Source organism: Micromonospora sp. WMMD1076, from assembly GCF_029581475.1.
In the GTDB taxonomy this organism is placed as follows: domain Bacteria; phylum Actinomycetota; class Actinomycetes; order Mycobacteriales; family Micromonosporaceae; genus Micromonospora; species Micromonospora aurantiaca.
In genome coordinates, this window is record NZ_CP120862.1 from 5148773 (window position 1) to 5171286 (window position 22514).

At 76.0% G+C, this 22514-nt stretch carries 7 protein-coding genes; 3 read left to right on the top strand and 4 right to left on the bottom strand.

The annotated features are described in order from the left end of the window. Positions 1 to 264: 264 nt before the first annotated feature. The gene (locus O7622_RS23215) at positions 265 to 1026 is read left to right on the top strand and encodes an alpha/beta fold hydrolase (protein WP_282310316.1); all 762 of its coding nucleotides are present in this window, start codon (positions 265 to 267) and stop codon (positions 1024 to 1026) included. Between the two features lie 70 nt (positions 1027 to 1096). On the opposite strand, the gene O7622_RS23220 is transcribed toward O7622_RS23215, so the two are convergent. From O7622_RS23220 to O7622_RS23230, 3 genes are all read right to left on the bottom strand, one after another. Further along, positions 1097 to 1984: a class I SAM-dependent methyltransferase gene (locus O7622_RS23220; protein ID WP_116506946.1), complete on the bottom strand. Its 888-nt coding sequence runs from the start codon at positions 1982 to 1984 to the stop codon at positions 1097 to 1099. Between the two features lie 29 nt (positions 1985 to 2013). Beyond that, positions 2014 to 3576 (bottom strand): bifunctional 3-(3-hydroxy-phenyl)propionate/3-hydroxycinnamic acid hydroxylase, encoded by a 1563-nt coding sequence (locus tag O7622_RS23225; RefSeq protein ID WP_282310317.1) that lies wholly within the window; start codon positions 3574 to 3576, stop codon positions 2014 to 2016. A 70-nt stretch (positions 3577 to 3646) separates the two neighbouring features. Further along, entirely contained in the window at positions 3647 to 18559 is a 14913-nt protein-coding gene (locus O7622_RS23230; protein WP_282310318.1) for a type I polyketide synthase, read from the bottom strand. A gap of 225 nt (positions 18560 to 18784) precedes the next feature. On the opposite strand from O7622_RS23230, the gene O7622_RS23235 reads away from it, so the two are divergent. Together O7622_RS23235 and O7622_RS23240 are read left to right on the top strand one after the other, a co-directional pair. After that, positions 18785 to 19618 (top strand): hypothetical protein, encoded by an 834-nt coding sequence (locus O7622_RS23235; protein WP_282310319.1) that lies wholly within the window; start codon positions 18785 to 18787, stop codon positions 19616 to 19618. Beyond that, the gene (locus tag O7622_RS23240) at positions 19599 to 20636 is read left to right on the top strand and encodes a 3-dehydroquinate synthase family protein (protein ID WP_282310320.1); all 1038 of its coding nucleotides are present in this window, start codon (positions 19599 to 19601) and stop codon (positions 20634 to 20636) included. Before O7622_RS23235 ends, O7622_RS23240 begins: the two co-directional genes overlap by 20 nt. 104 nt (positions 20637 to 20740) lie before the next feature. On the opposite strand, the gene O7622_RS23245 is transcribed toward O7622_RS23240, so the two are convergent. Next, positions 20741 to 21931, bottom strand: a complete 1191-nt coding sequence (locus tag O7622_RS23245; RefSeq protein WP_282310321.1) for an ATP-grasp domain-containing protein — start codon at positions 21929 to 21931, stop codon at positions 20741 to 20743. Between the last annotated feature and the right edge of the window lie 583 nt (positions 21932 to 22514).

Genomic DNA, 22514 nt, shown 5'->3' on the forward strand with positions numbered 1-22514 from the left:
GCGGAGACTCGACGTAAGCGACGGTACGAATGCGCAGAAGTCTCAGGCGACACCTGTATCTGTCGTTCGGCTCGCTCGGCCGAGAGCCACGCAGATCCCCATCTGCCGGGAGAAGTTATTGGTTGCGCGCGAGCGCGGACAACCCCTAACCAGGCAACCGACCAGCTAGGGGTGTCCGGTCCCGACCCGTCGCACTAGCGTCGCCTCGACCGGGTCCGCGCCGATCCGGTCGGCAACCGCAGCCGCCGGAAGGACCACCAGAGGATGACGACGCCAGATACCGACAACGGCTTGTGGGTGCGACGCTTCCACCCCGCTCCGGGCGGCGCTAGGCGGTTGGTGTGCCTGCCCCACGCCGGCGGGTCGGCAAGCTTCTACTTCCCGGTGTCCCGCGCGCTCTCCCCCGCCGTGGAGGTGCTGTCGATCCAGTACCCGGGACGGCAGGACCGGCGCCACGAGAAGTGCATCGGCGACATCCACGACCTCGCGCGCGAGGTGTTCACCGTGCTGCGGCCCTGGCGGGACGAGCCGCTGGCCATCTTCGGGCACAGCATGGGGGCCAGCCTCGGCTTCGAACTCGCCCGGCTCATCGAGCAGGACGGCGGCAGCGTCGCGCACCTGTTCGCGTCCGGGCGCCGGGCGCCGTCGAAGTCACGGCACGAGACGGTGCACCTGCTCGACGACGAGGGGCTGCTGGCCGACGTCCGGAAGCTGAGCGGCACCAACTCCGCCGTCCTCGGGGACCCGGAGATGCTGCGCGCCGCGTTGCCGGCGATCCGCAACGACTACCGGGCCGCCGAGCGGTACATCTACCGGCCGGGGCCGCCGCTGAGCTGCCCGATCACCGTCCTCACCGGCGACGACGACCCGAAGACGACTGTCGAGGAGGCCCGGGCGTGGTCGGACCACACCACCGCGGCGTTCGACCTGAAGGTCTACCCGGGCGGGCACTTCTTCCTGGCCGAGCACCAGCCGGCGATCCTGCGGGCCGTCTCGACGGCGCTGAGCGCGGCGCCGGCGGTCTGATCCCACCGGACGAGGGGCCCGTCCACCGGTCGTCACGACCGGTGGGCGGGCCCCTCGTCGGTGCGCGGTGTCACCGCTTGTGGCCGACCGCGATCACGTAGTCGAGCTGCGCCAGCTCACGCTTCATGAGGTCCTGGTTCTTCCAGTGGGCCGCCATGCTCTTGCGGACGGCCGGCTTGACGACGGCCCGGAACGCGGGGTCGTTGGTCCGCTCGGCCATGTACGCCCGCCAGCCCTCCCAGGTCTGCTCCTTGATCGAGCGGACCTCCGGGTTGGCGAAGCCGGCCTCGACCAGCTGCTGCCGGTACGTGTCCCGGTCGTGCCAGTTCTCCTTCGGGATGCTGAACTTGACGAAACTCAGCGGGCCGGACTGGATGGCGGCGCGGACGACGTCGCCGCTGACCGGGATGATGTCGGCCGTGGCGAGCACGCCGCCCGGGCGCAGCACCCGCAGCGCCTCGGCGAAGAACGCGCTGCGCGGGTAGAAGTGGAAGGCGGACTCCAGGGCGACGACCCGGTCGAAGGTGTTGTCCCCGAAGGGCAGTTCGGTGGCGCTGCCGAGCCGGAAGTCGGTCCGGTCGGCGAGCCCCTCCTCCTGCGCCCGGCGCTGTGCCGCCTCGACGTGGTGCGGGGTGATGTTCAGGCCGTACACCTTGGCGACCTGGCGCTCCCGCAGCCACTTGAAGTCCTGGTCCCCGTAGCCGAAGCCGACGTCGAGCACGGTGTCGTCCGGCTTGAGCCCGGCGGCGTCGGCCAGCTTGTCGGCCAGCGCGTCGGCGGCCGTGTCGATGTCGGTGACCCCGTCGGACCAGTAGCCCACGTTCATGTAGTGGGTACGGCGGGCCGCGAACTCCACGTCGGGTGACTGGATCTCGTAGAAGCGCCGGACCCGGGTGATGGGGTCGGCGGTGAAGACCGTGCGGATCGCCCGGCCGGCGATCTTCAGGTTCTCGAACATGTCGGTTCCTTCCGGTGGGTGGATGCCGATCAGCCGCGCCGGATCTGCCGGCGCAGATCCTCGACGAGCGCGGGCACAACGGCCGGGTCGGCGGCAGTGCCGAAGACGTAGAAGTCGGGCCGGACGAGCACCGCCACCGCGTCGTACCGCTTGAGGTGGGGCAGGTACACGTCGTCGAGGTCGAAGGCGGTCGGCGCGGCGCCGGATCCGGGTACGGGCGCGCCGGCGGGAACGATCCGGACGACCCGCGTGCCGAGCGCGTCCAGGAAGGCCCGGGCGTCGGCGTCGAGCAGGTCGTCGGGGTCCTCGGCGCAGAGCAGGACGAAGCCGGTGCCGACGACCTCGTCGAAGAGCCCGGCGCGGCCGTCGACCTCGACGCGGCCCTGCGGCATCGGGGCGCCGGCGGCCTCGCAGCCGCTGTGCAGGATCCCGCCGGACAGGGGCTCCAGCAGGGACCGGGTGCGCGGGCGGGCGGTACGCCGGCGCAGCTCGGCGAGCATCGCGGCGTCGCGGCCGGCCGCGGCGGCGCGGTCGGTCTCGCAGATCACCGTGCCCGAGTCCATGGACATCCGGATGGCGTGCTGCACGTGCGCGCAGCGCTCCTCCTGGTAGGTGTCCAGCAGGGCCTCGTCGGCGAGGCCGCGGTGCACCAGGTCGAGCTTCCAGGCGAGGTTGAGGGCGTCGCGGAAGCCCGAACTCATCCCCTGCCCCATGAACGGCGGCATCACGTGCGCCGCGTCGCCGGCGAGCAGGATCCGCCCGGAACGCCAGCGCCCGGCCGAGCATGCCTGGGTGGTGTAGACGCCGTACCGCTCCAGCGTGGCGTTGTCGGGGGTGATGTCGAAGAGGCCGAGCAGCCGCCACACGCTGGCGGCGCTCTCGAACTCCTCGCGGCTCTCCCCCGGCACCCGCATGAACTCCCACCGCCGGTGCCCCGGGCCGGCCGACACGGCCGTGCGGGGCCGCGCCGGGTCGCAGACCTGCAGGTTGTTCGGCTTGAACTCGCGGGCCTCGTGCGGGACCACGTCGCAGACCAGCCAGTCGTACGTGAAGCCGAGGTCGGTGACGCCGCTGCCCAGGTGCTCCCGCACGAAGCTGTTGGCCCCGTCGCAGCCGACGACCCAGCGGGCCGCGCGGACCTCCTCGCCGTCCGGGCCGGCGATGGTCACCTCGACCCGGTCGTCGTGCTCGACCAGGCCCGTCACCTGGTACGGGCGCAGCACCGTGACACCCGGCAGCTCCGCGCCCCGCTCGGCGAGCAGCGCCTCCAGTCCCGGCTGGTAGAACGAGACCGAGTCGGGCCAGCCCATCGGGCCGTCGCCGGTGACCTTGACGTGCAGCAGGGTCCGGCCGAAGCCGTTCTTGAAGGTGTACTCGCCGGACGACTCCACCACCGGGCCGAGGCGGTCGGCGACGCCGGCGGCGGCCAGGACACGGCTCGCCTCCCCGTCGTACGACACCGCGCGGGGGAAGTTGTACGGGGTGGCCCACCGCTCGACCGCCGTGACGGTGAGCCCTCGCTGCGCCAGCAGGATCGTGAGCATCTCACCGACGGGGCCGTAGCCCACGATCAGGACGTCGGTCGTCAGCATCGGTATCGGTTCCTCAGGGGTCGGTCGGACACGGGGTCGGCTTGTGGCGTGCGGGGCGGCCGGACGGCCATCAGATACCGAGTTCGGAGTCGATGAGGTCGAACAGGTCGTCGTCGCTGGCCAGTTCGAGATCGAGGTCGGGATCGCCGCCCGTGCCGGCGCGCATCGTCCGCCACTTGGCGATCAGCACCTCCAGGCGCGACCCGATCTGGTCGTGCAGCTCCGCTTCCACAGTGGCCTCGGTCAGCGAGCGCTCCAGGTTCTCCAGGTCCGCGAGGACCGGCGGGGCCGCCGGTCCGGTGTCCGGCGCCAGCTCGGACACCAGGTACGTGGCCAGCTCGTTCGGGTCCGGGTAGTCGAAGATCAGCGTGGCCGGCAGGCGCAGGCCGGTGGCCGTGGTCAGCCGGTTGCGCAACTCGACGGCGGTCAGCGAGTCGAAGCCGATCTGGCTGAACGCCCGGCCCGGGGCCACCGCCACCCGGCTGCCGTGCCCGAGCACGCTCGCCGCCTGGTCGCGTACCAGGTCGACCACGAGGGTGTGGCGCTCGGGCCCGTCCAGCGCCGCCAGCTCGTCGGCGAGCGTGCGCCCGCCGCCGGCCGGGGTGGCCGCCCGCGCCGTCGGCCGCTCCCGGCGCAGCAGCCCGCGCAGCAGGGCCGGTGGCCGCTCGGCCCGCTCGCCGAGCGCGGCGACGTCGATCCTCGTCGGCACCAGCACCGGCTCGGCCAGCCGCAGGCCCGCGTCGAACAGGGCCATCCCCAGCTCGGACGGGATGGCGAGCTGCCCGTCACGGGCGGTGATCCGGGGATCGGTCCGGTCCAGCTTGGCGGTCATCTCGCTGGCCTGCTCCCACAGCCCCCAGGCGAACGACCGGCCCGGCAGCCCTTCCGCACGGCGGGCCAGGGCGAGCGCGTCGAGGAACGCGTTGGCCGCCGCGTAGTTGGCCTGACCGGGTACGCCGAAGACTCCGGCGCCGGAGGAGAAGAGCACGAACCCGGCGAGGTCGAGGTGGCGGGTGAGCTGGTGCAGGTGCCACGCAGCGTCGAGCTTCGGCGCGAAGACCGTGTCGACGCGCTGCGGGGTGAGGGCGGTGACCACCCCGTCGTCGAGCACCCCGGCGAGGTGCACGACGGCGGTCAACGGGTGCCGCTCCGGTACCGCCGCCAGCACCCCGGCGAGGTTGTCGCGGTCGGACACGTCGGCCGCCACCACCGTGGCCTCGGCCCCCAGGGCCCGCAGTTCGTCGAGCGCCTCGGTCGCGCCGGGGGCCCGCTCGCCGCGGCGGCTGACCAGCAGCAGCCGCCGTACGCCGTGCGTCTCGACCAGCCGCCGGGCGACCAGCCGGCCCAGGGTCCCGGTGCCGCCGGTCAGCAGCACCGTGCCGTCGGGGTTCCACACCCGGGGCATGGTGAGCACCACCTTGCCGACGTGCCGGGCCTGGCTGACGTGCCGGAACGCCTCCGGCGCCTGGCGGACGTCCCACACCTGGGTGGGCAGCGGGGTGAGCGTCCCCCGTTCGAAGAGCCCCAGCAGAACGACCAGCATGCGCTGCACCTCGTCGGGCTCCTGCAGGGTCAGGTCGAAGGCGGTGTAGGCCACTCCCGGGTGGTCGACGGCGACGCGGTCGGCGTCGCGGATGTCGGTCTTGCCCATCTCGACGAACCGCCCGCCGCGCGGCAGCAGCCGCAGCGAGGCGTCGACGAACTCGCGGGCCAGCGAGTCCAGCACGACGTCCACGCCCCGGCCGCCGGTGGCGTCGGTGAAGCGGGTCTCGAAGTCGAGGGTCCGGGACGACGCCAGGTGTTCCTCGTCGAGACCGAGCGCGCGCAGGGCGTCCCACTTGGCGGGGCTGGCGGTGGCGTACACCTCGGCCCCGAGGTGCCGGGCGAGCTGCACGGCGGCCATGCCGACGCCGCCGGCCGCCGCGTGCACCAGCACCGACTCGCCCCGGGTGAGCCCGGCCAGGTTGACCAGCCCGTGGTACGCGGTCAGGAAGACCACCGGCACGGACGCGGCCTCGACGTACGACCAGCCGGCCGGCATCGGGGCCAGCAGGCGGCGGTCGGTGACCGCGACGGGTCCGAAGCAGCCCACGAAGACCCCGAAGACGCGGTCGCCGGGGCGCAGGTCGGTCACCTCGGCGCCCACCTCGACGACCTCGCCGGCGCCCTCGCCGCCGAGCGGGCCCGCGTCGCCCGGGTAGAGGCCGAGCGCGTTGAGCACGTCGCGGAAGTTGAGGCCGGCGGCGCGGACGCGGACCCGGACCTCGCGGGGGCCGAGCGCGGCGTCGGCGGCGTCGGTGGCGACCAGGGTGAGGTTCTCCAGGCTGCCGCGCACCGGCGCGTCCAGCCGCCACGCGGCGGCGAGCGGTGCGGGCAGCTCGCCGGCCGACCCGGCCCGCGCCAGCCGCGGCACGTACGCCGCGCCGACCCGGATCGCGGCCTGCGGCTCGTCCGCCGCCAGCAGGGCGGCCACCTCGTCGGGGCCGATCCCGTCGTCGTCGACGTCGACGACGACGATCTGGCCCGGGTTCTCCGACTGGGCGGAGCGCACCAGGCCCCACGCCGCCGCGGCGGCCGGGTCGGTCACCTCACCGGCGTGGTGCACGGCCACCGCGCCCCGGGTCACCAGCAGCAGCCGCGACGCCGCCCAGCGGGGCTCGGTGAGCCAGCGCCGGACCAGGTCGAGGGCCTGCACGGCGGCGTGGCGCGCCGCGCGGGGGGTGGGCTGCGCGGGGTCCGCGCCGAGCGGCACGAGCACCGCCCCGGGCAGGGCCAGTCCGGCGTCCACCGCGTCGGCGAGCCCGTCCAGCCCGTGGTGCAGCGGGAACCCGTCCAGGCCGGGGGCGACGGCCACGGCGTCGACCGGGGTGGCCGAGTCGACGGGCGGCAGCGGCGTCCAGTCGACGCGGAACAGGGCGTCGCGGGTGGCCCGGTCGTCGGTGACGGCCAGCTCGGTGGTGGAGATCGGGCGCATCGTCAGGGTGGCCACCTCGGCCACCGGGGCGCCGGTCGGATCGGCGACGGTCAGCGCGATGGCGTGCGGCCCGACCCGGGTCAGCCGTACCCGCAGGGCGGTCGCCCCGGTGGCGTGCAGGCTGACGCCGTTCCAGGCGAACGGCAGCAGGAGCCGGCCGGCCCCGGCCCCGGCGAGGCCGCCGAAGTGCGCGGCGTGCAGGGCGGCGTCGAACAGGGCGGGGTGCAGGCCGTACCGGTCGGCGTCGACCCGCTGGGCCGCCGGCAGCTCCACCTCGGCGTAGACCTCGTCGCCGCTGGTCCACACCGCGCGCAGGCCCTGGAACGCCGGCCCGTACGCGTACCCGTCGGCTTCCAGGCCGGCGTAGAAGCCGGTCAGGTCGACGGGCCGGGTGTCGGGCGGCGGCCAGGCGGTGAGCTGCGGCGACACCGCGGGCTGGTCGGCGCGGAGGGTGGCGCTGGCGTGCCGGGTCCACGGCTGTCCCGCCGGCGCGTCGGCGGGCCGGGAGTGCACGGTCACCGGGCGGCATCCGTCGCCGGCGCCCGCGCCGACCGCCACCTGCACCTGCGTCGCGCCGTCGGCGGGCAGGGTCAGCGGGGCCTCGATGACCAGCTCGTCGAGGAACGGGTGGCCGACCTCGTCGCCGGCGCGCAGGCAGAACTCCACCAGGCCGGTGCCGGGCACCAGTACGCTGCCGGTGACCCGGTGATCGGCCAGCCACGGCTGCGCGTCGGCCGACAGCCGCCCGGTGAACAGGTGGCCCCTCGTCTCGGCCAGCACGACCGACGCGCCGAGCAGCGGATGACCGGCGGCGTCCAGACCGGCGGCGCCGACGTCGCCGGGTCCGGAGACCGGCCGGGGCCAGTAGCGGCGGTGGGCGAACGCGTACGTGGGCAGGTCGACGCGCCGGCCGCCGGCCAGCGCGGGCCGCCAGTCCACCGCGACCCCGGACACGTGGAGCTGGGCCAGGGAGAGCAGGAACCGCTCCCGGCCGCCCTGGTCGCGTTGCACCGAGCCGACCACCACGGCATCGCCGTCGTGGTCGGCGAGGGTCTCCTCCACGCCGACGGTGAGCACCGGGTGCGGGCTGCACTCGACGTACGTGTCGTGGCCCTCGGCGGCCAGCGCGCGGATCGCCCGTTCCAGCTCGACGGGCCGGCGCAGGTTGCGGTACCAGTAGTCGGGCCCCATCTCCTCGCCGTCGAGCCAGCGCAGTTCGGTGGTGGAGAACAGCGGCACGGCGGCCGGGCCGGGGGCGATGCCGGCCAGCACCTCGGCCAGCTCGTCGCGGATGCGTTCCACCTGGGCGGAGTGGGAGGCGTAGTCGACGGCGATGCGCCGCACCCGGGCCTGCTCGCCGGCCAGCTCGGCGAGCAGCTCCTCGACCGCCTCCGGCTCGCCGGAGACCACGACGGCGGCCGGCCCGTTCACGGCGGCGACCGAGATCCGCTCACCGAAGCGGGCGATCCGGTCACGGACCGTGTCGGCGGGCAGCGCGACGGAGGCCATCGCCCCGTGCCCGGCCAGAGCCCGTAGCGCGCGGCTGCGCAGCGCCACCACCCGGGCCGCGTCGGGCAGGGAGAGCACCCCGGCGACGCAGGCGGCGGCGATCTCGCCCTGGGAGTGGCCGACCACGGCGGCCGGCTGCACACCGTACGAGCGCCACAGCTCGGCCAGCGACACCATCATCGCGAACAGGGCGGGCTGCACGACGTCGACCTCGTCGAGGCCGGGCGCGCCCGGCGCCTGGCGCAGCACGTCCAGCAGCGACCAGTCCAGGTACGGCCGCAGCGCCGCGTCGCAGGCCGCCATGCGTTCGGCGAACACGGGGGCCTGGTCGAGCAGGTCCAATCCCATGCCGAGCCACTGGGAGCCCTGCCCGGGGAAGACGAAGACGCACCGGCCGGTGGGACGCGCCTCGCCGCGCGTGACCGCCGGGTCGGGCCGGCCCTCGACGAGCGCGTCGAGGGCGTCGGCGACCCGCTGCGCGGACGCGGCGACCAGCACCGCCCGGGAGTCGAAGGTGCCCCGGCTGGTGGCCAGCGACCACGCCACGTCGAGGGGCCGCTGGTCGGGCCGGGCGGCGAGGTGCTCCCGCAGCCGCCGCGCCTGGCCGGCGAGCGCCTGCGGGGTACGCGCCGACAGCAGCCACGGCAGCGCGCGCTCCTGCGGCGGCTCGGATTCGGCGGCCTCCGGCGGCGCCTCGGCGACCGACTCGACGATCACGTGGGCGTTGGTGCCGCTGATGCCGAACGACGAGACGCCGGCGCGCACCGGCCGGTCCGCCGCCGGCCACGGCCGGGCCTCGGTGAGCAGCTGCACCGCTCCCGAGTCCCAGTCGATCCGCGAGCTGCGGCGCCCGGCGTGCAGGGTGCGGGGCAGCCGCCGGTGCCGCATGGCGAGGACCATCTTGAGCACGCCGGCGACGCCGGCCGCGGCCTGGGTGTGCCCAAGGTTGGACTTGACCGAGCCGAGCAGCACCGGCGCGGCGCCGGCCGGGCGCTGCCCGTACGTGGCGAGGATCGCCTCCGCCTCGATGGGGTCGCCGAGCGACGTACCGGTGCCGTGCGCCTCCACCACGTCCACGTCGGCGGCACTCAGCCCGGCGGCGGCGAGCGCGGCCTTGATGACCCGTTCCTGCGACGGCCCGTTCGGGGCGGTCAGCCCGTTCGATGCGCCGTCGGAGTTGACCGCCGAGCCGCGCACGACGGCCAGCACGGGGTGGCCCCGGCGGCGGGCCTCGGAGAGCCGCTCCACCACCAGCATCCCGACGCCCTCGGACATGCCGAAGCCGTCGGCGTCCTCGGCGAACGCCTTGCACCGCCCGTCGGCGGCGAGACCGCGCTGGCGGCTGAAGCCGGTCAGCCCGGCTGGGGTGGACATCACTGACACCCCACCGGCCAGCGCCAGGTCGCAGTCGCCCTGGCGCAGCGCCTGGACGGCCAGGTGCAGCGCCACCAGCGACGCCGAGCAGGCGGTGTCGACGGTGACAGCTGGTCCTTCCAGCCCGAGCGCGTACGCGACCCGGCCGGAGAGGACGCTGCCGGCGGTGCCGGTCAGCAGGTGTCCCTCGTCGGCGGTGACCTCGCCGTCGTCGGAGACGACACCGGGGGCGACCCGGTCGGCGTAGTCCTGCCCGTGGGTGCCGGCGAAGACGCCGGTGCGGCTGCCCCGCAGGGTGGCCGGGTCGATGCCACCGCGTTCCAGCGCCTCCCAGGAGGTCTCCAGCAGCAGCCGGTGCTGCGGATCCATGGCGAGGGCCTCGCGGGGGCTGATGCCGAAGAACTCGGCGTCGAAGTCGGCGATGCCGGTGAGGAACCCGCCGGAGCGCACGTACGTCCGGCCGGGCGTGCCGGGCACCGGGTCGTGGAGGTCGGCCAGCGGCCAGCCCCGGTCGTCGGGCAGGTCGCCGATGACGTCGTCGCCCGCGTCGAGCAGCCGCCACAGCTCCTCCGGGGAGCCGACCCCGCCGGGGAAGCGGCAGGCCATCGCGACGATGGCGACCGGCTCGTCCAGGGCGACGGTGCTCGCGTCGGCTACCTCGGTGGCGGCGGTGCCGAGCAGCCGGGCGTGCAGGTGCGCGGCGAGCAACTCGGGGGTGGGGTGGTTGAACACGGCATGCGGGGCGAGCCGGACCCCGGTGACGGCGGTGAGCCGGTTGCTCAGCTCGACGGCCATCAGCGAGTCGAAGCCGAGGTCCTTGAACGGGCGGCGCGGCTCGACCTGCTCGGGGCCGGTGTGCCCGACCACTGTGGCGCACCGGGCGCGTACGAGGTCCAGCAGCAGTTCGGCACGCTCGGGCTCGGCGAGTTCGGCCAGCCGGTCGGCGAAGCCCTTCGCGGAGGCGGGCGTGGAGGCGGCGTTGACCGCCCGGCGGGGCGGCGGGGGCAGCAACGCCCGCAGCAGGGCGGGCACCTCGCCGGAGGTCCGTACGGCGGCCAGGTCGAGCCCGATCGGCACGAGCGCCGGCCGGTCCACGTGCAGGGCGGCGTCGAACAGCGCCAGCCCGGCGGCCGTGTCGAGGGGGCGGGTGCCGCCGCGGGCGAGCCGGGCCAGGTCGGCGGGGCTGAGCCGGCCGGCCATCCCGTCCTCGGCGGCCCACAGCCCCCAGGCCAGGGCGCTCGCCGGCCGGCCCTGGGCGCGGCGGTGCGCGGCGAGCGCGTCGAGGAACGCGTTGCCGGCCGCGTAGTTGCCCTGGCCGGGGCTGCCGAAGGTGGCGGCGGCCGAGGAGAAGAGCACGAACGCGGCCAGGTCGAGGCCGGCGGTGAGCTCGTGCAGGTGCCAGGCGCCGTGCACCTTGGCGCGCAGGGTCCGGGCCCAGCGGGTCGGGTCGAGGTCGGTGAGCAGGGCGTCGTCGGTGGCCCCGGCGGCGTGCACGACGGCGACGAGCCGGTCGGCCAGCGGGGCGACGACCTCGGCGAGCGCCGCCCGGTCGGCGACGTCGGCCGCGACCACCCGCACTGTGACGCCGGCGTCGGTCAGCGCGGTCGTCCAGTCGCCGGCCCGGCCGCTGCGGCTGACCAGCACCAGTTCGGTGACGCCGTGCGCGGTGGCGAGGTGGGTGGCGACGTGCCGGCCGATCCCGCCGGTGCCGCCGGTGAGGAGCACGGTGCCGCCGGCCAGGGCCGCGAGCGGCGCGCCGGCCGGGGGCCGCTCGACGGGGCGGAGGCGGGGCAGCAGCGCGCGGCCGTCGCGGACGGCCACCTCGGGTTCGTCGGCGGCGGCGGCCAGCGCCGAACGGATGGCGGCGTCGTCGGTGGTGTCGAGGCTGAGCAGGAGGAAACGGTCGGGCTGCTCGGCCTGGGCGACGCGGAGCAGCCCGGCCACGGGGGCGTGCACCGGGTCGCCGTCGCGCACGGCGAGGGCCAGGCGGGTGGTCTCCGCGCGGGGGTCGGCCAGCCAGGTCTGGAGCACGTCGAGCACGGCGAGGCCGACGGCGTGCGCCCGGTCGGGCACCGGCCGGCCCGGCTCCCCGTCGCCGACCCGCAGCACCAGCAGCGGCGGCAGCGGCCCGTCCGGCGGCGTGCCGTCGGCGAGCGTCCAGGAGGGCGCCGGGGTCGCCGGGAACGCGGCGGGCAGCCAGTCGACGGCGTACAGCCCGGCGGGGGTGGCCGCCGGTGCCGGCGGGTCGGCGGACGGCAGGTCCACCGGCCGCAGCACCACCCGGTCGGCGTCGAGCACGGGCCCGCCCGCGTCGTCGACGGCGCTCAGCGTCACCGCGTCCGCCCCGGCGGGGGCCAGGCAGACGCGCAGCGCGTGCGCCCCGACGGCGTGGCGGCGCACGCCCGCCCACTCGGTGGGCAGCAGCCGGGCGGTGGGCCCGGCGTCGGCGACCGACGCGAAGCCGGCGAGCGGGAGCAGGCGCAGGGCCGCGTCCAGCACCAGCGGGTGCACGCCGTACCGCTCGGCGTCCGGGTCGCGGGCGTCGTCGGGCAGGCGTACGTCGACGTAGAGCCGGTCGGCGGCGACCCACGCGGCGCGGGCCAGTTCCCCGGCCAGCGCGCGGTGCGGCGGGGCGCTCAGGTCCACCTGCCGGGCCCCGGCAGGTGGCCAGACGGGGGCGAGGGCGCCCCGGCCGCTCTCCGGGTCGACGGGTGCGAGCACCGCCTCGGCGACCTCCCGCCAGGGCAGCCCCTCGCCGGCCCGGACGTGACACTGCGCCACCCGGCGTCCGTGCTCGTCCGGCGCGCCCACGTCGATCTGCACCTCGAGGGTCGCCTCGGCGGGCAGCGGAACCGGCTCGGGCACGCGCAGCCGCCGCACGCTCGGGGCGCCGAGCTGGTCGCCGAGGTGGGTGAGCATGTCCAGCAGGGCGGTGGCGGGCAGCAGCGGCGCCGTGCCGTCGCCGGGCGCGGCCAGCCACGGCGTGGTGGCCGTGGCGATCTGCCCGGTGCAGACCACCTGCCCGGTGCCGGCGACCGCCAGCAGGCCGCCGAGCAGCGGATGCCCTGCGTCGGCCAGTCCGGCGCCGACGGGACCGCCGGAGCCGGTGGGAGCGGGCAGCCAGTAGTGCCGGCGCTGGAAGGCGTACGTGGGCAGGTCGACGCGGCGGTGCGGGCCGGGGCCGGCGAGGGCGGCACGGTCCACCGCGACGCCCCGCACGTGCAGCCGCGCCACGGCGGCGAGCAGCGCCTCGGCCTCTCCTGCGGTGCCCCGTACGGCGGGGACGAAGGCCAGTTCGTCGGTCTCGGCGACGAGGCAGTCCTGGGCCATCGCGGTGAGCACACCGGCCGGGCCGATCTCCAGGAAGGTGGTGACGCCCTGCCCGTGCAGGGCCCGTACCCCGTCGTGGAAGCGGACGGTGCCCCGCACGTGCGCCACCCAGTGCTCGGGCGAGCAGAGCCGCGCCGGGTCGACGGGGTGGCCGGTCAGGTTGGACACCACCGGCAGGTGCGGGGTGCGGTACGTGAGGCCGGCCGCGACCGCGCGGAACTCGTCGAGCATCGGGTCCATGCGCGGCGAGTGGAACGCGTGCGACACCCGCAGCCGGCTGGTGCGGCGCCCGGCCGCGCGCAGCGTGTCCGCGACGGCCAGCACCGCGTCGGTGTCGCCGGATAGGACGACGCTGGTGGGGCCGTTGACGGCGGCGAGGCCCACCCGGTCGGTCAGGTGTGCGGCGACCTCGGCCTCGTCGGCCTCGACGGCGACCATCGCACCACCGGCGGGCAGCTGCTGCATCAGCCGGGCGCGGGCGGCGACCAGCGCCGCCGCGTCGGCGAGGGAGAACACCCCGGCCACGTGCGCGGCGGCAAGCTCGCCGACGGAGTGGCCGAGCACCGCGTCGGGGCGGATCCCCCAGTGCTCCAGGAGGCGGTGGAGCGCCACCTCGAAGGCGAACAGGCCCGGCTGGGTGTACAGGGTCTCGTCGAGCAGTTCGGCCGCTGCGGTGCCCTCGGCCGCGAGGACGACGTCCGCGACGGGGAGCGGGGCGTGGCCGGCGAGGCAGCGGTCGAGTTCGGCGCAGGCCGCGTCGAAGGCGGCCGCGAAGACGGGGTACGCCGCGTGCAGCTCGTGGCCCATGCCGGCGCGCTGGCCGCCCTGCCCACCGAAGAGCAGGCCGAGTCGGCCGTCGACGACCCGGCCGGTCAGCACGCCCGGCAGGTCCGGGTCCGGTCCGCCGCGGGCCAGCGCGCCGAGCCCCGTCCGGGCGGACTCCGCGTCGCCCACCAGCACCACGGCCCGGTGTTCGAGAGCGGCGCGGGTGGTGGCGAGGGCGTGCCCGGCGTCGGCCGGGTCGGCGTGCGCCCCCGGCCCGTCGAGCCAGGCCAGCAGGCGGGCCGCCTGGTCACGCAGCGCCTCGCCGGAGGCAGCCGCGAGCAGCCACGGTACGGGCGGCCGAGCGGTGCCGGTCGACGGCCGCGCTGCCGCGGTGGCGGGCGGCGACTGCCGGGCGGCGTCCCCGGCGGCGGTCGGCGGGTCGGCGGGGGCCTCGACGATGACGTGGGCGTTGGTGCCGCTGATGCCGAACGACGAGACGCCGGCCCGGCGGGGCCGGCGTACGTCGGGCCACGGGCGGGCCTTGGTGAGCACCTCGACCGCGCCGGCGGACCAGTCCACCTCGGACGTCGGGGCGTCCACGTGCAGGGTGCGCGGCAGTGTCCCGTGCCGCATCGCGAGCACCATCTTGATCACCCCGGCGGCCCCGGCGGCGGCCTGGGTGTGGCCGAGGTTGGACTTCAGCGAGCCCAGCCGCAGCGGTTCGGCGTCACCGCGGCCCACCCCGTACGTGGCGAGCAGCGCCTGCGCCTCGATCGGGTCGCCGAGGGACGTGCCGGTGCCGTGCGCCTCGACGGCGTCCACGTCGGCGGTGGCGAGCCCGGCCGCGTCCAGCGCCCGGCGGATGACCCGCTCCTGGGCGGGCCCGTTGGGGGCGGTCAGCCCGTTGGACGCGCCGTCGGAGTTGACGGCGGAGCCGCGCAGCACGGCGAGGACGGGGTGCCCGTGCCGGCGGGCGTCGGAGAGCCGTTCCAGCAGCAGCACGGCGACGCCCTCGGACCAGCCGGTGCCGTCGGCGCCGTCGGCGAACGCCTTGCACCGGCCGTCCGGGGCGAGCCCGCGCTGCCGGCTGAACTCCACGAACGCCTGCGGGGTGCCCATCACCGCCACGCCGCCGGCCACGGCGAGCGAGCAGTCCCCGGCGCGTAGCGCCTGGGCGGCCAGGTGCAGCGCCACCAGCGACGACGAGCACGCCGTGTCGACGGTGACAGCCGGCCCCTCCAGCCCCAGCGCGTACGCGACCCGGCCGGAGACGACGCTGCCGGCGGTGCCGACGCCGAGGTAGCCCTCGGTGCCGGGCGGCGCCTGGCGCAGGTTCGCGGCGTAGTCGTGGTGCATGACGCCGGTGAAGACGCCCGTGGCGCTGCCGCGCAGCGAGGTGGGGTCGATGCCGGCCCGCTCGAACAGCTCCCAGGACGTCTCCAGCAGCAACCGCTGCTGCGGGTCCATGGCGAGCGCCTCGCGCGGGCTGATCGCGAACAGGGTGGCGTCGAAGTCCGCGGCGCCGGTGAGGAAGCCGCCCACCCGGGCGTACGAGGTGCCGGGGCGGTCGGGGTCGTCGGAGAACAGGTTCGCCAGGTCCCAGCCCCGGTCCGTGGGGAACTCCGTGAGCCCTTCCCGGCCCTGGTCGACCAGCTCCCACAGTTCCTCGGGGGAGGCGACGCCGCCGGGGAGCCGGCAGGCCATGGCGACGACGACCACCGGGTCGCCCCCGGTGGTCGGCACCACCGCCGGGTCCGTCGTGGGAGCGGCCTGCGCGGCGGCACCGCGCAGGCGGGCGGCGAGGTGCCGGGCGAGGGCCTGCGGGCTGGGCCGGTCGAACGCGGCCGTGGCGGAGAGCCGTACCCCGGTGGCCCGGGCCAGCAGGTCGCGCAACGCAACCGCCGCGACCGAGGTGAAGCCGAGTTCCTTGAAGGCGCGGCCGGGGCGGACCGCGGCCGGGCCGGGCAGCCCGGCCACCTGCGCGGTGGCGGCGCGGACCAGGTCGAGCAGGAGCCGGTCCCCCTCGGCGGTGGTGAGCCCGGCCAGCCGGCGGCGCAGCTCGGCGGCGTCCCGGTCGTCCGTGGCGTCGCCGGGCTCGGCCACGGGCCCGCGCCAGGCGGGGTGCGCGGCGTCGGCGTGGCCCGCCGGGTGGGCGAGCACGACCAGGTCGGCGCCGTCGTGGGCCACGTCGAACGCGGCGAGGTCGGCACGGACGGCCGCCGACGCGGTGCCCGCCGCGGGTCCGGTCGCCGCCGGCCCGCGCTCGGCGGGCGCGGTCGTGCCGACGAGCCGGGCCGGGTGACCGGCGGCCCGGCGGCGGGCGGCCAGGGCGTGCAGGGCGCCGACGGTCGAGGCGGCCCGTTCCCGGCCCGCGGCGCCCAGCAGGAGGGCGGACGGCGCGAGGACGGTGAACGCGGCCCCCGGGTGCCGGCTCGCGGCGTCCAGCGCAGCGGCGAGGCCGAGCAGCCGGGCTGCGGCCTCGGCGTCGGCCAGGTCGTCGTCGCACGGGCAGAGGAAGACGGCGCCGAACGCCTCGTCGCCCGCCCGCTCGGCGGGCAGCGGAACGGCTTCCGCACCGGCAGCGGTGAGTTCGGCGGTCAGGTCCGCCAGGGCCGGGGCGGGCGTCGCGCCAGCGTGCAGCAGCCGCAGCCGGCGGGCGCGGTGCGCGGCGACGAGGTGCCGGGCCAGCGCGGCGCCGGTCGGTCCGTCGGCGCCGGTGACCAGGACGGGGCGCTCCGGGTCGGCCACGGTCACCGGCCGTCCCGGCACGGTCGCCGGGGCGGGCACGAGGGCCGCGTGCCGGGCCGCCCCGGCCCGCAGGGCGACCTGCGCGGCGCCGGCGTCCACGACGGCGGGCAGCAGGGCGAGCGAGCGGTCCGCGGCGTCGTGGTCGACCAGCACGATCCGGTCCGGGTACGCGGCCTGCAGGCTGCGCCCGACCGCCCAGACGGCGCCGGCCGCCGGATCTGGCCCGGCCCACCCGGCGGCGTCGCCCCCAGTGGCGGCTCCCCCGGCGACGTCTCCCGCAGTGGCCTCGCCTGCGGCGGCGTCTTGCGCGGGGGCGTCGCCCGCGCTGCCGGCACCGCTCGTGCCGGGGCCGTTGGCCGCGTCGCCGGCCGGGCCGGTCAGCAGCATCAACCGGGTGCCGGCGAAGCGGTCGTCGTCGAGCCAGCCACGCAACCGGTCGGCGAGGTCCGCCGCGTCGGAGTCGGCCGGCCCGGCCAGCAGCACCGTCACGTCGGGCTCGTCGGGAGTCTCACGCAGGGTGGCCAGATCCCGGTGGGCCCGGAACCGCTCCCCCGGCGACGCCGCGCGCAGCGGCTCCACCAGCGACCCGCTCCCGGCGCCGGCGAGCGCCCAGCGGCGGGCCGGGGCGGCGGCGTCCTGCGCGGCCGCCGGGACGGGCGCCGCCACCGGCGGTACGGCGGCCAGGTCCAGCGGTCGCCAGGCGAGCAGGCTGAGCGCCTCGTGGTGGCTGCCGTTGACCGCCCGCAGCCGGGCCGACCCGTCGAGCAGGAGCCGGCGGGTGACCTTGCCGGACGCGGTGCGGGGCACCTGCCCGATCTCGTACAGCGCCTCGGGGACCTTGTGGTAGCTGAGCCTCTCCCGGCAGGCCGCGTACCCGGCACGGGGGTCGAAGCCCTCCGGCCCCGGCACCACGAACGCCACCGGCACCTCGCCGAGCACCTCGTGCGGCCGGCCGGTCACCGCCACGTCGGCGACGCCGGGCACCGCGCGCAGCACCTCCTCCACCTCACCCGGGTGGATCTTCTCCCCGCCCCGGATGATCAGCTCCTGGTGGCGGCCGGTGACGAAGATGTTGCCGTCGGCGTCGCGGCGGGCCAGGTCACCGGTGCGGTACCAGCCGTCGCGCAGGGCGGCGGCGGTGACCTCCGGCAGGCCGTGGTAGCCGAGCATGACGCTCGGACCGCTGACCCAGACCTCCCCCTCGGCGCCGGTCGGCACGTCCAGACCCGTCTGCGGGCTGACCAGGCGCACCTCGACGCCGGGCACCGCGCGCCCGCAGGAGCCCTCGACCCGGGGCTGCTCCGGCCGGGTGACGGCGATCGAGCCGCAGGTCTCCGTGCTGCCGTACGCGTCGAGCAGCGGCGCGTCGAAGACCTCGTCGAACGCCCGCCGCAGCGCGCCGGTGGTGATCGCCCCGCCGACCAGGCAGACCCGCAGGGCCGGGGCGCGGAAGCCGGTCTCCCGGGCGGCGGTGACCAGGTGGTGGTACATGGCCGGCACACCGGCGAGCACTGTGGCCTCGTCCTCGTCGACCGCGCGCAGCACGTCGTCGGCGGAGAAGCCGTCGATGAGCCGGGCCGTGGCCCCGACAGCCGTCACGCTGAGCACGCACCCGATGTGGGAGAGGCTGTGGAACAGCGGCAGTGGCCAGACCACCCGGTCGGCGGCGGTCAGCCCGGGGATCGGCACGTAGCAGGCGGCGACTGACCAGAGGCAGGTGCGCTGGGTGGAAAGCACGCCCTTGGGCCGGCCGGTGGTGCCGGAGGTGTAGAGCATCCAGGCCACCTCGTCGAGGCCCAGGTCGTCGCGGGCCCCCACGGACGGCTCGGTGTCGACCAGGTCGCGCCAGGCGACGACCCCGTCCGGAACCGGGTTGTCCCCGGTGACCACGATCCGCAGGGCTGGCCGGCCGGTACGCAGCCGCAGCATCTGGTCGAGGTGACGCGGGTCGGTGACCACCAGCACCGCGCCGGAGTCGTCCAGCAGATGGGCCAGTTCCGCGTCGGTGCTGTGCGGATTCACCGGCACGCCGACCGCGGCGGCCCGCGTGACGGCCAGCCAGGTCTCCACCGTCTCCACGCGGTTGCCGAGGCAGAAGGCCACCCGGTCGCCCCGGGCGACCCCGGCCGCCGCCAGGTGACCGGCCAGCCGACGGGTCCGCGCCGCCAGATCGGCGTATCCGACCGCCCGGCGGTCGTCGCGGAATGCGACCTTGTTCCCCGACCTGGCGGCGTGCGCCTCGATCAGATCGGACAACGGCTGGATCAGGTCGCTCCGAAGCATGTCACCACATCCATCCGTCGGCGAGACTCCTCATCCGCGGCGTAGACCTCGCTCGCCGTAGCGGCCCAAGTCTTCCGAGCACCCTGCCGGTGTCCTACCCCTGTCACCCCCTAAGTCGTCCCCAGTTCGGAGCGCCGATCGGGTGGTGGAACGGGCCCGCGGGCCGATGATGGGGCGACCCCCGCGGACCGTCGAATCCCGTGCTCCACCCGCCCGTCAGCCGAGGTGCCGTCGTTGGAACGCTGCTGGTTGTTCGCCCGTTCGGCCGTACCGGCCGGCGGCTGCCCGGGCACGCGGCTGACCGAGCTGGTCGGCACCGTCCTGACCGGGCTGGTCGCCGCCGCCCGCCGGGCCGATCCCGGAATGGACTGGTTCTTCGACCCGGAGGACTCCCCCGCCGGGCGGCTGAGCCTCGGCTTCCATGCCGCCCCCGCCGCGCTCGACACGGTACGGGCGGGACTGCTCGCGTACGACCCGGGGACGTCCCTCGCCGGGGACCGGCGCGTCGTGCGCGACCCCGCCCGGGGCGGCCCGCTCGCGTTCGCGGGCAGCGAGCTGGCCCTCACCCTGCTCGGCGGCGACGTGCCCTGGCTGGCCGGCGGCGAGCTGCCGCTGGCCGTGGCGCACCTGCGGCACCTGACCGGGCTGATGCCGGCGGCCGACCGCCTGGCGTTCCTGTTCCTGCACTGGCAGGAACGCAGCCAGCGGCTCACCGGCGCGCAGCGGCGGGACCTGGCCGCGCAGGCCGACGCCGGGGCGGAGAAGATCGTCCTGTCGGCCGGTGACCTACCGCTGGGCGGGGACGTGGCAGTGGCGTGGCAGCGCTACCTGGACCGGGTGACCGACGTGGTGGGCCACGACCACCCGACGGCGCCTCCCGGGTTCCTGCTGGCGCACCACGCGCAGCTCACCCACGACCGGTGGGGCATCCGGCCGGAGGTCGACTCGCTGGCCGCGCTGGCGCTGCGCCTGTCGATGGTGCGGGGCAGCCCGGCAGCGACCGCGCCGGCCCGCGTTCCGCAGAGGAGGCAGCAACCACATGCACGCGCCGGTACCTGACCGTCCCGCCAGCGAGCCGGCCCGCGTCGAGGTGGCACTCGGGGAACGGTCGTACCCGGTGCTGATCGGTCCCGGCGTGCGCCACCGGCTCCCGGCGGAGGTGGCGCGGATCGGCGCCCAGCGGGTCGTGGTGGTCTCGGCCCGGCCACCGAAGTGGACACCCGACCCGGGCGTGCCGCACCGGGTGGTGCCGGCCCGCGACGGCGAGCACGACAAGAACCTGACCACTGTGGAACAGCTCTGCCGGGCGTTCGCCGAGTTCGGGCTGACCCGGACGGACGCCGTGGTCTCCTGCGGCGGCGGCACCACCACGGACGTGGTCGGGCTGGCCGCCGGCCTCTACCACCGGGGCGTACCGGTGATCCACCTGCCGACCTCGCTGCTGGCCCAGGTGGACGCCAGCGTCGGTGGGAAGACCGCCGTCAACCTGCCGGAGGGCAAGAACCTCGTGGGCGTGTACTGGCAGCCCCGGGCGGTGCTCTGCGACACCGAGCACCTGGGGACGCTGCCGCAGCGGGAGTGGCGCAACGGGTACGGGGAGATCGCCCGGGCGCACTTCATCGGCGCCGGTGATCTGCGTGACCGGCCGGTGGCGGAGCAGATCGCCGCGTCGGTGGCGTTGAAGGCCCGGGTGGTGGCCGCGGACGAGCGGGACTCCGGCCTGCGGCACATCCTCAACTACGGCCACACGCTCGGGCACGCGTTGGAGCGGGCCACCGACTTCGGCCTGCGCCACGGTGAGGCGGTCGGCGTCGGCACGGTCTTCGCGGGCCGGCTGGCCGGCGTCCTCGGCCGGATACCGGCCGACCGGGTGGCCGAGCACCACGACGTGGTGGCGGGCTACGGGCTCGACACCAGGCTGCCCGGCGGCGTCGACCACGACGAGCTGATCACGCTGATGCGCCGGGACAAGAAAGCAACCTCGGGCCTGTCCTTCGTCCTGGACGGACCGGGCGGAGTCGAACTGGTCGCCCGCGTCCCCGAGGTCGCTGTGCGTACCGCACTTTCCGGCATGTGAGGCCGACACCGCCGGGTGCCCGTTCGCCGGCCGGCGCCGCGGGGGCGGCCGGGCCGGCGAACGGATCACGAGCCGCCGGAGCCGAGCGGGCCCGGACCGGCGCGTCAGGTGCCCAGGGCCCGCTGGATCTGCGCCACCAGCACGCCGCAGGCGTACCGGTCCGCGGCCCCGACCATGCCGACGATGGTCGCCGGCAGCGGGCCGTTGTCCGTCTCCGCCGGGTCGTGGTGCATGAACACGACGAACTGCCCCCGGTCGATGAACGGCGCGAGGATCGGCTCGGCGTCGACGCCGGGGGCCAGTGAGAAGAACGTGGTCATGGCGCACGGATGCCGGCCCAGCAGCGAGCTGCGGTGCAGCAGCGAGGTGGTGGCCCCGCTGACCCGGAAGTTCGGGTCGATGACCCGCAGGGCGCCGTCGCGGCCGATCCCGGCGTCGAAGGAGCAGTAGCCCCGGTACCCGAGCGCACTGGCCTTCCGGACCCCTACGGTCAGCGCTTCGACCAGCTCCTCCGGGGGCTGGTCGTCGTCCATCACACAACCGACCCACGTCGAGGTGGGCTGCGGCAGGTGTACCGACGATCCGAAGTAGTGCACCGATCCGCTGTCGGTCACGCCGAACTGGATACCCCAGATCGTCTGGAAGGGCACCTCCTCCTCGACGATCCACTGCTCGCTCACCTGTTCCAACTGGTTGAACAGGGAACGGTTCCGCCGGTCCCGCAACCGACGGGTGAAGATCGCAATTCCGCTGGACACCTCGACCCCGGCCGGTTTGATGACCGCCGGCCGGCGGTCCCGCGCCACGATCCGGCGCACCTCGGCGGGGGTGGCGACCTGCCGGCGGGGCAGGTACTCCGGCGCGACCAGAGTCTCCAGCACGGTCTTGTTGTTGAGGCGGGCGACCAGATCCGCGGGCACCCGGGCGCGGGCGGCCCGCAGCAGCGGGTCATGCGGAGGAAACTGGAACTCCAGCGTCTCGCCCCGCTCGACGGCTTCCCGCGCGTACCGCACCGCCTGCGCGCCGGAACGGAACTCCCGCAGGTCGCTGGGCGTCTTCAGACCACTCCGGCTGAGCAGACGCAGCGACTTGTCCGCGCTGGAGCCGGTGCTGCAGATGGCCGCCGACTGGTGCGGAAGGGTCAGGTGCAGACCCGTGATCATGTCCAGGCCGTTGTGGAGAGCGGCGCCCGCACCGGCGAGATAGGGGCTGTCGGCGGTGGCCGACGGGTCGGGCGGTCGGGCCAGGACCACCCCGTCGTGTGCGAACACCTGTACCTGGATGGGCACCTGCATCTAATCTCCTGACATGCTGGCCCGATACGGGCCTCGAGGTGGCGCTGAAACCGGTGCGCCACGGCCACGAACAGCGGGGAACGCGGCCGCAGGCGTGGGCTCCCGGTCCTGATGCGGCCGCTCGGCCGCGAGAGTCGGGCGTGCCGTGTGCACCGACCGGACGGTCGTGAGCTGGACCGGCCGGGAAGCCGGCCGGCTTGTGGCCGGCGTCGCTCGGCGAGGTGCACACCGCCGGTCAGCGGCTGATTTTCCAGCCACCAACTGGAGTCATGATCGAAAGAGCTTAGTCACTACTCATCGCCCCGGGATGGGCCGGACAGGCGAACGCGGACGGCCCTTTCGCCGCCGTGGCCGCCGATACTCCTAGCCGGGGCCATCGACTCGGGCTGACCGAAAAGCTGTTCTTCGGTAGGGCCGCAGCGCTGTCGCAGCCGCGCTGCCGACGGCCCGGACTCGGACGGCCACGCCCCCTGCCAGGCCCACATTGCCGGCCCGACCTCGACACGGCCGGTGGCGGGCGGGCACCGCCGGCACGTCCCCGGCCTGCCCGGGGGCGGGATCTCCGGCTGGCGCGCTAGGGGTC

Excerpts from the sequence above, each read along its gene's own strand:
- O7622_RS23240 (WP_282310320.1), top strand. The coding sequence starts at position 19,599 with ATGCACGCGCCGGTACCTGACCGTCCCGCCAGCGAGCCGGCCCGCGTC.
- O7622_RS23215 (WP_282310316.1), top strand. The coding sequence starts at position 265 with ATGACGACGCCAGATACCGACAACGGCTTGTGGGTGCGACGCTTCCAC.
- O7622_RS23230 (WP_282310318.1), bottom strand. The coding sequence starts at position 18,559 with ATGCTTCGGAGCGACCTGATCCAGCCGTTGTCCGATCTGATCGAGGCG.
- O7622_RS23225 (WP_282310317.1), bottom strand. The coding sequence starts at position 3,576 with ATGCTGACGACCGACGTCCTGATCGTGGGCTACGGCCCCGTCGGTGAG.
- O7622_RS23220 (WP_116506946.1), bottom strand. The coding sequence starts at position 1,984 with ATGTTCGAGAACCTGAAGATCGCCGGCCGGGCGATCCGCACGGTCTTC.
- O7622_RS23245 (WP_282310321.1), bottom strand. The coding sequence starts at position 21,931 with ATGCAGGTGCCCATCCAGGTACAGGTGTTCGCACACGACGGGGTGGTC.